13 protein-coding genes are annotated in these 17,295 nt (G+C 42.7%); 4 read left to right on the forward strand and 9 right to left on the reverse strand.

All coding sequences use genetic code 11. The features are described 5' to 3' along the window. Positions 1 to 184 precede the first annotated feature (184 nt). Entirely contained in the window at positions 185 to 6,052 is a 5,868-nt protein-coding gene (locus tag B7P33_RS19710; protein ID WP_097443708.1) for a PKD domain-containing protein, read from the forward strand. Here B7P33_RS19710 and B7P33_RS18430 read toward each other — a convergent pair whose 3' ends face one another. The 9 genes from B7P33_RS18430 to B7P33_RS18470 form a co-directional block, all read right to left on the reverse strand. Next, positions 6,053 to 6,790: a tyrosine-protein phosphatase gene (locus B7P33_RS18430; protein ID WP_097443709.1), complete on the reverse strand. Its 738-nt coding sequence runs from the start codon at positions 6,788 to 6,790 to the stop codon at positions 6,053 to 6,055. Between the two features lie 67 nt (positions 6,791 to 6,857). After that, positions 6,858 to 7,403 (reverse strand): hypothetical protein, encoded by a 546-nt coding sequence (locus B7P33_RS18435; RefSeq protein ID WP_141402514.1) that lies wholly within the window; start codon positions 7,401 to 7,403, stop codon positions 6,858 to 6,860. Between the two features lie 100 nt (positions 7,404 to 7,503). Further along, positions 7,504 to 8,586 (reverse strand): serine hydrolase domain-containing protein, encoded by a 1,083-nt coding sequence (locus B7P33_RS18440; RefSeq protein WP_097443711.1) that lies wholly within the window; start codon positions 8,584 to 8,586, stop codon positions 7,504 to 7,506. Positions 8,587 to 8,601: 15 nt separating this feature from the next. Continuing rightward, positions 8,602 to 9,024 carry a nucleoside deaminase gene (locus tag B7P33_RS18445; RefSeq protein WP_097443712.1) on the reverse strand — a complete coding sequence of 141 codons (423 nt, stop codon included), beginning with the start codon at positions 9,022 to 9,024 and terminating at the stop codon, positions 8,602 to 8,604. Between the two features lie 115 nt (positions 9,025 to 9,139). After that, a complete protein-coding gene (locus B7P33_RS18450; protein WP_097443713.1) occupies positions 9,140 to 10,126 on the reverse strand; it encodes an alpha/beta fold hydrolase in 987 nt (328 codons plus the stop codon). Positions 10,127 to 10,167: 41 nt separating this feature from the next. After that, the gene (locus B7P33_RS18455) at positions 10,168 to 10,575 is read right to left on the reverse strand and encodes a nuclear transport factor 2 family protein (protein WP_097443714.1); all 408 of its coding nucleotides are present in this window, start codon (positions 10,573 to 10,575) and stop codon (positions 10,168 to 10,170) included. A gap of 59 nt (positions 10,576 to 10,634) precedes the next feature. Continuing rightward, the gene (locus B7P33_RS18460) at positions 10,635 to 11,192 is read right to left on the reverse strand and encodes a TetR/AcrR family transcriptional regulator (RefSeq protein ID WP_097443715.1); all 558 of its coding nucleotides are present in this window, start codon (positions 11,190 to 11,192) and stop codon (positions 10,635 to 10,637) included. A gap of 178 nt (positions 11,193 to 11,370) precedes the next feature. Then, positions 11,371 to 12,078, reverse strand: a complete 708-nt coding sequence (locus B7P33_RS18465; RefSeq protein ID WP_097443716.1) for a LytR/AlgR family response regulator transcription factor — start codon at positions 12,076 to 12,078, stop codon at positions 11,371 to 11,373. Positions 12,079 to 12,085: 7 nt separating this feature from the next. Beyond that, the gene (locus tag B7P33_RS18470; RefSeq protein WP_097443717.1) at positions 12,086 to 13,111 is read right to left on the reverse strand and encodes a sensor histidine kinase; all 1,026 of its coding nucleotides are present in this window, start codon (positions 13,109 to 13,111) and stop codon (positions 12,086 to 12,088) included. 194 nt (positions 13,112 to 13,305) lie between these two features. Between B7P33_RS18470 and B7P33_RS18475 the strand changes: the two genes are divergently transcribed. From B7P33_RS18475 to B7P33_RS18485, 3 genes are all read left to right on the forward strand, one after another. Next, positions 13,306 to 15,684 carry a TonB-dependent receptor gene (locus B7P33_RS18475; RefSeq protein ID WP_097443718.1) on the forward strand — a complete coding sequence of 793 codons (2,379 nt, stop codon included), beginning with the start codon at positions 13,306 to 13,308 and terminating at the stop codon, positions 15,682 to 15,684. Positions 15,685 to 15,807: 123 nt separating this feature from the next. Continuing rightward, positions 15,808 to 16,467 (forward strand): YceI family protein, encoded by a 660-nt coding sequence (locus tag B7P33_RS18480; RefSeq protein ID WP_097443719.1) that lies wholly within the window; start codon positions 15,808 to 15,810, stop codon positions 16,465 to 16,467. Between the two features lie 67 nt (positions 16,468 to 16,534). Beyond that, positions 16,535 to 17,092 carry a PepSY-associated TM helix domain-containing protein gene (locus B7P33_RS18485; RefSeq protein ID WP_097443720.1) on the forward strand — a complete coding sequence of 186 codons (558 nt, stop codon included), beginning with the start codon at positions 16,535 to 16,537 and terminating at the stop codon, positions 17,090 to 17,092. Positions 17,093 to 17,295 lie beyond the last annotated feature (203 nt).

Raw genomic sequence — 17,295 nt, forward strand, 5'->3', positions numbered from 1 at the left:
AATGAATGCCTTTGTGGTCTTTATTTACCATTAATCCCGAAAAGGTTCCATTTTATCGATTGTTGATAATATATGATGGTTTTCATTCTTGTTTTCTAGGTTGTTAGGTGATTTTGCCCTTCATTTGTAACTCTTCCCTACAAATCTGTTTAATAACTAGATGTGAATCTAATCAACAGTATTCATGGGGACATTTTTATCTAAGTATTTTTATTTATTTCTTATTTTTTTCTGTGTTCTAAGCTTACAAGGGCAAAATGAACATAGCTATGGAAAATGGAGTGATCCTATACCTTTTGGAATCGTTCCGGTGGCAGTGGCCAATTTACCAGACGGCCGATTGCTTTGTTGGTCCTCACAGTTTAGAAATACCTTTATTACCACTGGTGACGGAGCCACTTTTACAGAGATTTTCGACCCCTTCCAAGGTGCTGATGGCATGGCCTTGGGTGAATTTGTTTCGAACACCAATCATGATATGTTTTGCCCGGGGGTAAATAACCTTCCCGATGGCCGGATTTTAGCGGCTGGGGGTACCACCAGTGAAAAAACCAGTATATATGATTGGCGTACCGGGTTATGGACTGTTGCCGATGAAATGAATATTCCGAGGGGGTATCAAGGTAATGTAACGCTAAATGATGGTCGGGTTTTTACCGTTGGTGGCTCATGGGGAGGCGGGCCTTGGACGAATAGGGATGCCGAGATTTGGAGCGAAGCGACAGGTTGGAAATTATTGACGGGAATCAAAGGGGATGATTTTTATACCTCGGACGATCTCTTAGGGGATTCTGATGCGCCATTATACCGTGCCGACAACCATATTTGGCTTTGGGGAGCTCCTGATGGATCTCTTTTTCATGCTGGCCCTAGTGAATTAATGCATTGGATTGATGTTGATGGAAGTGGATCCATGATCAGTGCTGGTTATAGGGCCGACGATACTTTCGCCATGAAGGGTACAACTGTTATGTTCGACTGGGGTAAAATATTAAAGGTAGGTGGTTCTAAATCTTATGATGATGGTGATATCGCAAACAACAATAGCTATGTTATAGATATTAATGGAGGGTATGGGTCATTACCAAACGTTGTACGCACCGCTAATAATTTGAGTTTCTCGCGTACCATGCATAATAGTACGGTTCTACCTAACGGCGAAGTATTGGTTACCGGAGGATTAAATGAGTCGAATCTTTTTACTGATGTCGGGGCCAGATTAACTGCTGAAATTTACAATCCCGATTCTAACCAATGGCGAACTGTAGCCGGTATGCAAACCCCGCGAACGTATCATAGTGTGGCCATTTTAATGGTAGACGGTAGGGTATTTGTCGGAGGCGGCGGCCTGTGCGATGCGACACCAGGCTGTGTGAACCATTTTGATGCCGAAATCTATAGCCCACCTTATTTATTTGATTCAAACGGAAATTTGGCCACACGGCCCAATTTGGAAGCCCCCAAAAACATGGGGTATGATACTGAGGTAAAAGTTACGGGTAGTAGTAATTTATCCTCATTAAGCTTGGTGCGTTTTTCTTCGGCAACCCATAGTACCAATAATGAACAGCGACGCATCCCCATTCAATTCAATCCGTTGGGGTCTGGTGAATATATACTTCAAATACCTAATAGAAATGTATTACCCCCTGGGTATTATATGTTGTTTGCGATGGATACCAATGGGGTTCCATCCATTGCTGAAGTCGTTCAGATAGGAGACTCCTCAGATATTGATGATGCCGATTTGATCGTTTCATTGGATTTTGAGGAATCTTCAGGAAACCTAGCCTCGGATTCCACCCCAAATGGAAATGATTTCGAAATTAAACAAAGGGATGATAATGGTAATCCAGTTAACCCGACTGATCATAACTGGAACGGATCAGGAGTCTTTGGAAAGGCTATGGAATTGGATGGTAAATTCCATAGCAGTAACTCTATTTTGACCCTACCCTATAATAATAACATCGATGATATAGAGGAGGCGGTCACCGTATCGGGTTGGGTATGGCGAGATTCAGGAAGCATGGTTACGCAAACCGGAAAACCTGCCAATGTTGCCGTTTTTGCACATGATTATCCGGCCATCTTTGGAGGTTTTCATAATTGGTTAATGAAATGGTCTTTTGCAACCGAAAATGGGTTTGTAAATTGTTATGCCGGTCATGCTCCATTGGATCAATGGACCCATTATGCGGTAACTTATGATGGCCAAATGGCGCGATTGTATTCTAATGGAATCGAAATTTGTAGCAAGCCGATTACAGGTAAGATCAGATTAAGGCAAGACGCGACCCCAAATAGTAATTTTACGATTTCCGGTTTCTATGAGCATAGAACCAATTTACCTGTAGTACCCTATGGAAATAAAAGTGGGATTACCGATGAGCTCGACGGAAAACTGGATAGATTACAAATCTATAGAAAAGCACTTTCCAGTACCCAAATTAAAGGTTTATATCTTGAGGGATTAAATACAGGAGTGCCCAATATTCCTGATTGTACCGATAACTTACTAGTGCCCGAGTATAAAATTGGTGATAGCGGTGACTGGAAAATCGGTAAACAGGTAAAAGCCCCCTTGGGTAGTAAGGTTTATATTCGAGCTAGGAATAGTAATGGGGAATATTTTATTTCAACATCGGATTATGATGGACCAACATTCAGTTCGATTCATGATACGGATAAATTGAACAACGATAATGCGTACCAAATCGATACACATGTTTATCATTTCAATAATGCGGAACGGAACAATGGTTTGTTTGATTTAAGTAATGTTGGGCAATACGCGATTACCAATCGGCAAGGTTGTTCTACGGTAATTACTATAGAAATAGCCGATAATAATGGGGATGATTGCGAAAACGAAATAATTCCTGAATATAGACTTAATGGAAGTTGGTATTCAGGAAGTTCTGATTTGCAAGTGGAAGAAGGAACTGAGGTTATGTTAAGTATGTTGCCTAATGGAATTGGATTGGAAATCGAACTTCCAAATGGTGCACGCGTTACCGATAACTTTAATTTAGGGGCTGTTAACACCACCCATAATGGCCTCTACACCCTTCGCTCCGCAGAGGGGTGCATTGCTTATATTAATGTAAATGTCGTATCCGATAATTTAAGTCCAAATGCCGTAGCCTCTTCCGATGTTTCTACCGGTAGTGCGCCATTAGAGGTTCGGTTTACGGGTAGTGGTTCGATTGACGACCAAGGAATAGTAACCTACCACTGGGATTTCGGCGATGGATCTACCTCCGATACCGCCGACCTAGAGCACACTTATACAGGGGCAGGTAGTTATACGGCCACCCTTACCGTAACGGACGGATCGGGACAGAGTTCCCAAGCGAGTATAGGTATTACGGTAACTGGATCTGGAGGAGCTGGATGCTCTGGTGTTCCGGTCCCATGGGGTGTTACCGATGTTGGATCGGTAGGTGTGTCTGGCAGTTCCTGTTATGATCCCGAAACAGGCCGTTTTGAGCTAGAGGGATCGGGAAGCGATATATGGGGTCTACAAGATAGTTTCCACTATGTGTACCAAGAACTTTCGGGTGATGGGGAAATGATCGTTCGGGTGGTTTCTATGGACAATACGCATGGTTGGGCCAAAGCGGGGATTATGTTCCGTAATAGCCTGACCCCTAACGCTGCACAGGCCTTACTTTCGATGCATCCTAATCCAAGGGGTTCAGGCCCGGGTTATACACTACAGCAGCGCGAGACCGATGGAGGCAGTATGAGTTCTTCCAGTTTACATAATCTAGGTCCGGTTACGGCCGGATTTCCGAGATATTTGAGAATGGTACGCCAAGGATCACAGATTACGGCCTACGGATCCTCGACAAACGGAAATTGGCAGGAACTAGGGAGTAGGACGGTATCCTTTGATTACACGATACAGGTCGGGTTAGTGGTAACCTCCCATAACAACACTACACTTAACAAGGCGATATTCGAAGAGGTTAGTTTGTCCTGGGGGCAGTCAGATCAGTTCCCAAATGCCGTGGTCTCTTCCGATGTTTCTACGGGTAGTGCGCCATTGGAGGTCCGGTTTACGGGTAGTGGTTCGAGCGACGACCAAGGAATAGTAACCTACCACTGGGATTTCGGCGATGGATCTACTTCCGATATCGCCGATCCGGTACATACCTATACAGGGGTAGGTAGTTACATGGCCACCCTTACCGTAACGGACGGATCGGGACAGAATTCCCAAGCAAGTTTGGGCATCACGGTAACGGGAGCGGGAGGATCTGGATGCTCCGGTGTACCGGCCCCTTGGGGTGTTACCGATGTTGGTTCGGTAGGTGTGTCTGGCAGTTCCTGTTATGATCCCGAAACAGGCCGTTTTGAATTAGAGGGATCGGGAAGCGATATATGGGGCCTACAAGATAGTTTCCACTATGTGTACCAAGAACTTTCGGGTGATGGGGAAATGATCGTTCGGGTGGTTTCTATGGACAATACGCATGGTTGGGCCAAAGCGGGGATTATGTTCCGTAATAGCCTGACCCCTAACGCTGCACAGGCCTTACTTTCGATGCATCCTAATCCAAGGGGTTCAGGCCCGGGTTATACACTACAGCAGCGCGAGACCGATGGAGGCAGTATGAGTTCTTCCAGTTTACATAATCTAGGTCCGGTTACGGCCGGATTTCCGAGATATTTGAGAATGGTACGCCAAGGATCACAGATTACGGCCTACGGATCCTCGACAAACGGAAATTGGCAGGAACTAGGGAGTAGGACGGTATCCTTTGATTACACGATACAGGTCGGGTTAGTGGTAACCTCCCATAACAACACTACACTTAACAAGGCGATATTCGAAGAGGTTAGTTTGTCCTGGGGGCAGTCAGATCAGTTCCCAAATGCCGTGGTCTCTTCCGATGTTTCTACGGGTAGTGCGCCATTGGAGGTCCGGTTTACGGGTAGTGGTTCGAGCGACGACCAAGGAATAGTAACCTACCACTGGGATTTCGGCGATGGATCTACTTCCGATATCGCCGATCCGGTACATACCTATACAGGGGTAGGTAGTTACATGGCCACCCTTACCGTAACGGACGGATCGGGACAGAATTCCCAAGCAAGTTTGGGCATCACGGTAACGGGAGCGGGAGGATCTGGATGCTCCGGTGTACCGGCCCCTTGGGGTGTTACCGATGTTGGTTCGGTAGGTGTGTCTGGCAGTTCCTGTTATGATCCCGAAACAGGCCGTTTTGAATTAGAGGGATCGGGAAGCGATATATGGGGCCTACAAGATAGTTTCCACTATGTGTACCAAGAACTTTCGGGTGATGGGGAAATGATCGTTCGGGTGGTTTCTATGGACAATACGCATGGTTGGGCCAAAGCGGGGATTATGTTCCGAAATAGCCTGACCCCTAACGCTGCACAGGCCTTACTTTCGATGCATCCTAATCCAAGGGGTTCAGGCCCGGGTTATACACTACAGCAGCGCGAGACCGATGGAGGCAGTATGAGTTCTTCTTCCCTTCACAATATAGGTCCGGTTACGGCCGGATTTCCGAGATATTTGAGAATGGTACGCCAAGGATCACAGATTACGGCCTACGGATCATCGACAAAGGGGAACTGGCAGGAGCTAGGAAGTAGGACGGTATCCTTTAATCACACGATACAGGTTGGGTTAGTGGTTACCTCCCATAACAACACTGCCCTGAACAAGGCGGTATTCGAAGATTTGGAGTTGAACGCTACACAGGCTACGGCATTAACTATGAAATTAGGAGTTGAATATCAAGAACCTGAAATTATATCTGAAACTCTTGAAATAATACCTAACCCGGCAAGTAATCAAGTTAAATTGACTTTGATAAATTCGAATAAAGCTGATGTTCTTGTTTTTAATTCTGTAGGGGTTATGGTAATGCAGGCGATTGATACCGAGAATAAGATTTCTAATGGTGGGATTACCTTGGAAATATCACATTTATCCGATGGAACTTATTTTGTGGTAGTAGATGATGGTTTAGGGCAAAAACATGAAAAACAGTTGATTATCAGACCCGAATAATCAATAAAACAATTCAATGGTTTTATTAACAAGCTTATTGATTTCCGTAATTTGTTTTTCAGGTAATGTTACCTTTTTCAACCCCTCTACATGCCCCATATGATGGGTATCGGTACCCACAAAATCGATATAACCGTCTTCAATGAGTTTGAAGGCGGTTTTTTGTACCCCCTTGCCATAGTAGCCGCCTATCGATAATAGGTTTAGCTGAAAACGGATACCGTCTTGTTTCATTTTTACATATTTGTGGTAATGCCCGTGTAAAAAATTGTAGCGCTCGGGGTGGGCCAAAATAGGGAACAGGCCTTTTTGCTGTACTTTGGCAATGGCCTGGTCAAAATTGATTGGTGGCTGTAGATATGACATTTCGACCAGTAAATGCTCTTTCCCCATAGGCATTATGGCGTCTTGTTCCAACAAATGTTCGAAGTTGTCGTCTATCATATGTTCTGCGGCCAGACTAATTTTAGGGGTGTTTTCCATTACGGATATAGTTGGCTTCAAATGCTCGTATGCCGCAACTATGGAATCATTCGTATTTTCAAAATAATGATTCATGATATGCGGGGTGGCAATAAAGCGTTCAATGCCAAATTCTCCCAAACCCTTGATTAATGCCAATGATTCGTCTGCATTTTTGGCTCCATCGTCAATACCGGGAAGAATGTGGTTGTGAATATCTACCAAACCTTTTAGTTGGTCGGCTAAATACCGCTTCTTTTCAAAAAAAGAGAACATAGATATGGGTTTGCCCAAATGTAAGGCCAAAATACCCTAAAACGCAAGTGTGATTGTAAACAGCGGGCTAAAACTTTTTAGCGATGCCCATGCCTAGGTTCCAGCTGTCGTAGGCCTCGATCTTTACATCGTAATTGGTGGTGAAAAGAAGTTCAAAATTATGAGGAAGTTCTATGCCGGCTTCCAAGCCCATACGGAACATGCCAAAATTTTCTTCTTTGGAAAATTCACCGCCACCGCCGAACATGGCTCCAAGCCACTCACTTAATTTATAAGTAGCAACCAAAGTTGTTGCGAAAGGGCGGCTTCGTTCTAAGGTTTCACCACCACTATCTTCAACGGCAAAGGTCTCAACAATCATTTCATTATGTAAACCTAATGCCCATTTATGATTGAAATGGTAGTTATAGTCCAATCCCCAAGATGGCAGTACCAACCATTTTCGGTCATTTTCCCTTACTCCTTTAGATACATGGGTATGGCCTAGGAATATAGCGATGGAGTGTTTTTTATGGGTCGTTTCATGACCTTCGTCATGGTGTTCCTCTTGAGCTTTCGCTACGAAAGTAATAAACAGAAGAAAGCTGCTGGTCAGGAGTATTCTTTTGATCATGGTCATGGTTTTTATTCACATGCTAAAAGTAATAAGAATAAGCTACCTGCCGTAAAAAAAATGCTACTAACTTTTTGTAGTCCGGTTTTTTGGGATGTTTTTAGTTTGAAATCAAAGCATATAAAGCTTCGTCAAAGGTTTTATAAGTATCAGCATACCTATTGTTACTCAGTATAACTAGATATTCATCGGAATTTGGCAAATAAAGGGCCATGGTTTTATAGCCGCCCAAACTTCCGGTATGGTATACCCATTTTCCCTTTTTGGTTTCATATAGGGCAACACCAAAACCGTATTTTGGGGAGACGGAATCGGTGGTAAACATCAACTGTTTGGTCTCTTCTGAAATGAGTGTATTATCACGGAGGGCCTTTCGCCATATATTTAGGTCAATGATGGTACTGTATATACCACTGCCACCGACAATGGCGTGCATCCAGGTTAAATAGTTGTGATTTTTATCTTTAATGGCCGGGCGGTACCTTTTCCTTTTTTTTGTTGGCGTGTAGTCTAGGGTAGCTCGACTTCCTTGTCCTATCGGCTGACTCCCGGGGTAAACATAGGAGTCGTGCATACCGATAACGTGGAATATTTGACTTTCAACATATGTTTTATACGAAAGACTACTGACCTGCTCAATTACCGAAGCCAAAATAGCATAACCGGTATTACTATATCTATATTCGGTTCCCGGCTTAAAGTAAAGCTCCGGTTGGTGCATAGCCAAAACTTGTAGGAGGGCTTGGTTGTCGGCCATTTTTTTTCGATTCCAAAACTTTTTATTACTAAACAATACTTTTTCATCGATAAGCCCCGACTGGTGTCGCAGCAAATGTGTTAAGGTTATGCTAGGGTAGGGGAAGGAAGGAATGAGGCTTCTTACCGTTTGATCCAATGCTATTTTTTGGTCTTCTACCAACTGTAATATGGCTAGGGCGGTAAATTGTTTGGTCAAGGAGGCTAGTTCAAACTGACTCGAATTCGTTAAGGGGGTTTGAGTTTCCAGATTGGAATAGCCATAATTCCCTGTAAAAACAATACTATCTTTTATGGCGTATAAGAGGTTACCGTTGAACCCTCTTTGTACATGTATTTGGGTCAGACTATCGATTTTTCGCCCAATTTGGGCACTTAATAGTTGTTGTATAAAGACGACCAGGACTAGCAGTATGAGACGTATCATGCTTATTTATCGTATTTAGTTGGGTATAGCATATACCGGGCCTACTACTTCTGGTGGTGTGCCCCATTTAGATACGGTATCGGATAGGATTAGGGGAAAAGAAGAGGTTATGCCCCCGATATCTTCTACCTGGTTGCCGAATACGATTTTCGAAATACCATAGTGCCGAATTACATACGAACACATAAGACAAGGTTCGTGGGTTGAATAGAGTACGCTGTGCCGAAGGGCCGATGGGGCTAATACCTGTAAGGCTGCTAGTATAGCCTCGATTTCGGCATGTCGGGTAATATTGTTATCCGATTTGGCCAGTTCAAGTCCTTCAGATATTATTTGGCCATCTTTAACGATTATGGCACCCACGGCCGGATTTCCTAATAGTTTCGATTGTATGGCCAATTCTTGGCAGTAGTCTAAATAATCTTTTGTGGTTTTCATAAGTGTGGTGGTTAAAATGGGGCCGGGTACCCGCTAATTTGGGCACCCGACCCACTAACTAAAAACAAGGATAAGTAATCATGTACGGTTCGTTTTTTGTAGGTCTTGTTTTGAGTTATTTAATATTGTTCTTGGCCAGGAAATTCAAAATATGGGTAGCAATTTCATTTCCTTTTTCCTCTAAGGCAAAGTGTCCGGTATCCAATAGGTGGAATTCTAGGTTCTTGAGGTCACGCTTATAGGGGTAGGCACCATTATCTGGAAAGATATAGTCGTTTTTACCCCAAACGATTAAGGTCGGAGGCTGGTATTCCCTCAAGTATTTTTGCCATTTTGGGTATAGGGGTACATTGGTGCGGTAATCGTAGAACATAGCCAGTTGTATGGCATTGTTTTCGGGACGGCTTAGGTGTTGTAGGTCAATACTCCAGTTATCCGGACTAATTTTTAAGGAATCTTGCACCCCATGGGTATATTGCCACTGCAAACCGGCAGGTGAGTGGAATGCCTCCAATGGTTTTCCGTTTTCAGGGGTATAATCGTTCCAGTATTTTTTGATCGGAATCCAGAAATCTTGAAGTCCTTCGTCATAAGCGTTTCCGTTTTGTATAATCAATGCCTGTACTTGTTTGGGGTTTCTTTCGGCAATGCGGAAACCTATGGGAGCACCATAATCCATTAGGTACAGACTGTATTTTTTTACCTGAAGCTTTTTAAGCAATCCTTCCATAAGCATAGACATATTGTGAAACGTATAGTCGAACTCGGCCATTGGGGGTTGTTCACTCTTACCAAAACCAGGGTAATCCGGGGCGATTACATGGTATCGAACAGACAAGTCTGTTATTAAATTCCGAAACATATGGGAAGAGGTAGGGTACCCATGTAGTAAGAGTAAAGTGGGATTTTTCGGATTACCGGCTTCTCGGTAAAAAATGTCCAATCCGTCGATTTCTACGGTTTTGTAATACACCGAGGTACTAGTATCGGTTTTCTTGCTTTCCAGGCCTTTATTTACGGCTTTGGTAAATGATAAGGTCATTAGACCGACAAATGCTACGGCAATTACGGTCAACACGGTTTTAATTGAGATTGTTTTCATGTGTAATAGGGTTTATATGGGTTCGTATTATGCAAATGGGTTTAAAAAAGGCGGTCTTCGGCGGTAATTTTAACGTCGTTGGCACTCATATCTCGAATCTCCATAAGGCCATCTGCGTTAAATTGCCAGTGTTCATTACCATGGGTGCGGTACCATTGATCGGTCTCCTCATGGTACCATTCATACTCGAAGCGTACCGATATACGATTGTCGGTATAGCTCCATAAGTGCTTTTTTAGTTTGTAGTGTTTCTCTTTGTTCCATTTTTGGGTCAGGAATTTCTCAATGGACTTTCGGCCACTAAAAAATTGATTACGATTACGCCATTCCGAATCGGGAGTGTAGGCTAAGGCTACTTTAGCAGGATTTTTGGTGTTCCAGGCATCTTCTGCCAGTTGTACTTTTTGGGCGGCACTATCGGCCGTAAATGGTGGGATTATTGTTTTCATTACGTACAGACAATTCTGTCTAATTTTTAATTGATTTTTCCAATTGATGATTTCTTTTTTTATGTCAATAATTGCTCACAATTTTTTTTCGCTGTTCCAATGGGCCAGGCGTCCTGTTGTATCTGCGATAACATAATGGCACCTTCTATCAAAACCAAGATTTGATTGGATAAATCCAAAACCTTCTCGCTGCTCGTCTCAAAAGTCGCTATTTGATCTTTGACCCACTGGTGCAGTTCATTTTTATGTAAGCGTACCTGATCTTTTATCTTTTGATGTTCTGCCGGTATATCGGTGATAATATTTTGAAAACCACAGCCACGAAAACCAACTTCAACCAGCCAGGAATTTAGAAAATCGAAACTAGCGATCAATTTTTCCTTACCCTCGGGCTGGGTCGCTACGGCTTCTTCCAATAGGCCCATCCAATAGATATGCCTTCTTTGGAGATAGGCTACGGCAATGTCTTCCTTAGAACGGAAATGCTGGTACATGCTGGCTTTGGCCACCCCGGCTTCCTCAATGATCTTGTTTATACCAGTTTGGTTATAACCATCGTAATAAAACAGGGCCGATGCAGCATCAATAATCCTTTCTTTAACACCTTTCTTCTTCATTGGTTGAAATTAGCTCGATTGATTTTATACGACAAAGTTAGTTATTTTTTTAAAACGAACAAACCTGTCTGTTTATTTATGAAAACATTAAGAATATGATGTTAGGGAACGCCTGTTGAATTTTTTTGTTTAAAATTCGGGATTAAGCTCGCTAGGTATCTAATCGAAAACGCCTATTTTATTTAATAAACCCTTTTAAGAGTTTGTCTTTATAGGCCCTGCCTATAGGAAGTAGGGTGCCATCGTTTAGGTAGAGTTGGTTGCCCGATATCTTTCGAATATGCACCAAGCCCACCAAATACGATTTATGACATTGGCAAAAACCCTTGGCATCTAATTTTACGTTCCAGGTTTTTAAAGGCTCTTGACTCAAATATTTCTTTTCGATAGTATGGAGTTCGCAATAATCGGATCCGGCTTTAATATAAACCAATTGCCCTAGATCGATTCGGATAAGGTCGTGCCCTGACCGTAAAAGGAAAGAATCCGTTTTTACGGAAGGCGCTTCCGAAGGGGCTTGGCTTTTTGAATTTTCAAGAAGCTGTGAAGCCTTGGATACAGCCTTTAAATACCGTTGAAAGGGAAAGGGTTTCAATAGATAATCTACCACATCAAGCTCATAACTTTCCAATGCATAGTCTGGGAAAGCCGTAGTTAAGATAATGGCGGGTTTATAAGGCAAGATCGTTAAAAAATCGAGTCCGGAAATCTTGGGTAGGTGGATGTCCAAAAAAATCAAATCTATTACCTCTGTTTTTAAAAAACCTAGTGCCTCTAAGGGGTCGTGAAATGTTCCCACACGATTTAAATTCGGTGTATCTGAAATATAGGTTTCCAGAATGCGTTGGGCCGGGGGCTGATCTTCGATTACGATACACCTGATCATGTCGTACTTATTTAAGTTGCAACTTTAAGCGTACCGAAAAGATAGTGCCGTCTTCTGATATATCCAATTCATGTGAATTTGGATAAAGCAGCTGTAAGCGCTTTTGTACATTGGTAAGGCCAATACCCTTGCTTAGGTTTTGAGTATTGGAATTCTGCTGGTAATTGTTCACACAGCTGAATAAGAGCATGCCTTTTGGATCAATGCCTAGATCAATATCTATCTTGATGTTTCCAGACTGACTGGAGGTACTGTGTTTAAAGGCGTTTTCAATAAAAACACTGAGTATTAAAGGTGCAATACGTAAGGTGCCTGCCTTATCACTGGTAAAGTTTACCTCACCACGATTACCGATCTGTAGGGCACTGAGACTGGTAAAACTGCGTAAATGATCGATTTCCTTTTCCAAGGGTACAAAATCTTCGCGGCAATCATACAGCATATAACGCAAGACATTGGATAATTTTAAAATAATGTCCGGTGTTTCGGTAGAGCCGCTTATGGCATAAGAATATAGGTTGTTTAGATTGTTGAAGAGAAAGTGCGGATTGATCTGACTTTTAAGGAATTCCAGTTCGCTACTTTGTACCAAATGGGTCAGGTTCTCTACCTCTCGTTGTTTTTTATTGGCATCCCAAGCGAATTTAAAACCTACCAAAATGGCAATTACCGGTATTACCTCTAAAAAGGTATAACCAATACCTCGGAACCACTTACCCCGGGTATCCGGGAAATAGATTTTTTCCAGTATCAGTTCTTCATTAACTATTACCAAGGCGAGAACGGCCGTTAAACTCAAGGCGAACCCTAAATATTTTTTGGCATATAATAACCTGGGTAGCAAGACATAGTTTATAAAAAGTGCCGCCAATACATAAGAAAGGAAAAACCAAATGCCACCATGGTCGAATTCGTTATGCCATTTGTCATTGGACTCATCGTTCGAGACCACTTCAATGAGCCAGAGTAATATAATAAGTATACCCTGGAACAAGAATTCACTCCGATAGTGTTTTTTAATTCGGTTGATCATAGGGCAAAACTACCAAAATCGAGGGCTAAAGGGTTCATTTTCTTCGGAAACGACCCGTTTTCGTATCCGAACGTCATTTTACAAGGGCTAAACCTCCCCATGTCGTTCAGGTGGTGTTTTAGGGTGTTGGAATTGTAATATTTTTACGAAAACATCTATTGGCCCACCTTTGTGCCAACGTGATTTGTTTACATATGAAAAAGATTTTATATCTAACTTGTTTGTTTTTACTGGGCATATTTGCCCATGGTCAAGAATTGGAGTTACGTGGTTTGGTCGTAGATAAAACGACCGGGCAACCCATAGAGTTCGCTACGGTATTATTGGCCGATCCCGAAACCAAAAAGCCCATAACCGGGCTAACTACCGATTTGGACGGGAGATTTAAAATGACCACCGATGCTACTGATTTTTTTATGGAGATCAGTTTTATTGGGTACATAAAAACCACTATTGATCAATTCGATAAGACCAAAAAACGGATTGATCTGGGTTCCATTACCTTAGAACAAGATGTGCAAAACCTGTCGGAAGTAACGGTTACCGGAGAAAAATCGACTACCGAGTTCAAGTTAGATAAAAGGGTATTCAATGTAGGTAAGGATTTAAGTAGTGCCGGTGCCAGTGCCTTGGAGGTATTGAACAATATTCCCTCGGTTACCGTAGATATAGAAGGGGCCGTTAGTTTGCGGGGTAGCCAGGGCGTTCAAATGCTTATCAACGGTAAACCTTCGGTATTGACCAGTGGCGATGGTACCAATGCCCTAGGTACCATAACAGCCGATATGATCGAAAAAATCGAGGTGATTACCAACCCTTCGGCCAAATATGAGGCGGCCGGTACTTCAGGTATTCTGAATATCGTATTGAAAAAGGACGAGAAACAGGGGCTTAACGGCTCGGTTACCCTGAATACGGGTATTCCCGATAACCATAGTTTAGGACTAAGTTTGAACCGAAGATCCGAAAAACTGAATCTTTTTAGCCAGATCGGTATCGGTAGACGTAGTTTTCCTTCAGACAATAGATCGTTGAACCGGAATTTGGAAAATGGGGTTAGCGTTGAGAATATTGGGGATCATACAAAAAATGAAAAATTCTACAACTTCATCCTCGGGGCCGATTTCTTTCTGAATGAAAATAATGTGATTACCCTTTCGGGAAATTATGCCTTGGAACAGGAAGATGAGATCGGGAATAACAATTACACCGAGTACGATGCCAGTAACCAGGCCGGAAACCGTTGGACCCGGGTAGAGGATACCGAGGCTACCAACCCCAAATGGCAGTACGAGCTGCAGTACAAAAGTGATTTTACCGATCATGAAGATCACGACCTTTTGTTCTCGGCCATGGGTTCGTCTTTTGTAAAAGATTCAGAAACCAATTTTACCACAACGGGCGATAGACAGGCCTTGGAACGTAACCTGACTGATTTTGGTGAGAATGAGTACACATTTAAACTCGATTATACCCGACCACTTTCTGAAACTTATACCATTGAAACCGGGGCCCAATACGCCATAAACGATGTATCTAACGATTATGAGGTTTTGACTAATACTGACGGAAATTGGGTTACCGATTCCAACCAGACCAATGTGTTCAATTACGATCAAGGGGTACTGGGTGTCTATGGTACGGTAGGATTCGAAAAGGATCCTTGGGGCATTAAATTGGGACTTCGCATGGAGAATACCAATTTAGAGACCTATTTGGAAACCGATGATGTCAGGAACGTGCAAGATTACACTGATTTCTTCCCGAGTGCCCATACTTCCTATAAATTCAGTGAAGAGCTGTCGCTTCAAGCGGGGTATTCCAGACGGATTTCTAGGCCTCACTTATGGATTTTGAACCCATTTTTTGTGCAACGCGATATCTTGAACATTAGAAGGGGTAATCCGAATTTGTTACCCGAGTATACCGATTCTTACGAGGTGACCAGTATTTTTAAATTGGGCGATGTATCGATGAACCTAGCGGCCTTCCATCGTTATACCACCGATATTATTGAAGATGTGGTTACTACCGAAGAGATAGTAATTGAGGGCGAAACGGTTACACGAACCGTAAGTACCCCCGAAAATGTAGGAACCGCCAAAACCTACGGACTCGAAATGAACGCCAAATACAGTGCCATTAGATGGATGACCCTATCCATGGATGCCAATTATGGTTATTTTGAGCGCGATGGGGAATATGAAGGCCAGGTTTTCGATTTTACCGGAAATAGGGGTGGGGGGCGATTTATAGCCAAGTTCAAGCTTCCGGCAGATATCGATGTAGAGGCAACGGGTAACTATCGCTCAGGTTATCGAGAGCTGCAAGAAGTGCGCGAGCCCCAATACTTTATGGACATGGGTGTACGCAAGAAGATACTAAAAGGCAAGGCCATCTTAAATTTGAGTATACGTGATGTCTTCGCTTCCCGAAAATTCGAATCTACGACCAGTCAGCCTACCTTTTACCTCGAAAATTCACGACAAAGAGGGCGTTTCGTAACCTTCGGGGTCAGTTTTGGCTTCGGTAAAGGGGAAGCCATGGAGTTTTCCGGTCAAAAACGATTTTAAACAAATTTTTAATGTTGAGAGGATTCCTTTTACCAATGGAATCCTTTCCAAACTAGTTATGTGGCGTTGTTCCCAAAGAACATAGGCAACTCCACTTATATCATCTTTTAAAAAATCATTCTTATGAAATTAGTTCTGTACGGCTTTGTATTGTCTATGTTGTTGATGGCCTCTTGTAAAGAGCAACCCAAAACCAGTGAAGCGCCTAATGAAGATTCACAGGTTGAAGTTAATTTTAACGGCCTAAAGTCGGTAGATACCGAACATAGTACCTTGTATTGGAAAGGTTATAAGATTATGGGCAACCATACCGGTACTATCGGGTTAAAAAGCGGTTCATTGGTTTTTGATAAAGGCGCCATTACGGGCGGGAAATTCGTTGTGGATATGCAATCGGTAAAGGTTACCGAGTTAATGGATTTCGGAGAGGCGGAAGAAGAGGAAGAAGAATCGGATGAAGACGATAAATCCGATTTGGCCCAGCACCTTATGGATGCAGATTTTTTTGATAGTGAAACCCATCCCACGGCTACCTTTCAGATTACCAATAGTACCCATAGCGGAAACACCTACCAGATTAACGGGAACCTTACTATAAAAGGGGTTCAGAAAGAAGCTTCGTTCGAGGCTCAGATGAATGAAAATATCTTGAAAGGTACCTTAAGCATTGATCGTACCCAATTTGGCGTTACCTACGGATCGGGCTCGTTTTTCGAAAACTTGGGCGATAGGGCCATCAAAGATAAATTCGATATTGAGGTAAGCCTTCATATCATTGAATAAAAGGGTAAGGTCCCATTTTCAAGCTTGAAAAACTTTCAACATATTTGCGGCCTAAAATCAATGTAAAATGGCAAAAAAGAACGCACATTATTGGTATCGTACCTTACATAGGGATATCGCTTATTTTTTTCTTGGTCTAATATTGGCCTTTTCCTTTTCAGGAATCGTTTTAAACCATAGGCGATCTATAGATCCACAAGAATACACGGTGAATACCGAGAAAATAAAAGTAGACCTAGAGTCTGATAAAAGCCTATGGACACCAGAGTATATGAAAACCTTGGGAGCTACGATTACCGAAGAACCTTATCGCGATTTTAGGGATAGGGGAGAAGCCGTTCGCCTCTATTTTGAAGATGCCTACGCTACTATTAATGTGGCCACTGGAGAAGGGGAAATAGAGTATGTTCGTACCATTCCCGTATTGGGTCAAATGACCATTTTACATAAAAGTACCAATACTTGGTGGATTTGGTTCTCCGATATCTTTGGGGTGGCCATGTTGGTAATCGCCATAACGGGCATGTTCATAGCCAAAGGAAAGTATAATTTTAAGAGAAGGGGCTTACCCCTGGCCCTTTTAGGGCTAATATTTCCTTTTATCTTCCTCTTTTTGATTCGATAAAAGTTTTGAACTAGCAAGCAAAGGGCGTCTATTAATTTAGACGCCCTTTGTTTTTTTGGTTATTCACGTGAATCAAGAGTTGAACTCTCTGTGGTCCTCTGTGCTACTCCGTGAAACTCTGTGCAACAACACATAAGGCTCAAGTTACACAGAGGCAAGCCGAGGATACCCAGAGTTACACTGAGAAATTTCATCTGGTTTTC

Source organism: Sediminicola luteus (assembly GCF_002514735.1).
In the GTDB taxonomy this organism is placed as follows: Bacteria; Bacteroidota; Bacteroidia; order Flavobacteriales; family Flavobacteriaceae; genus HQA918.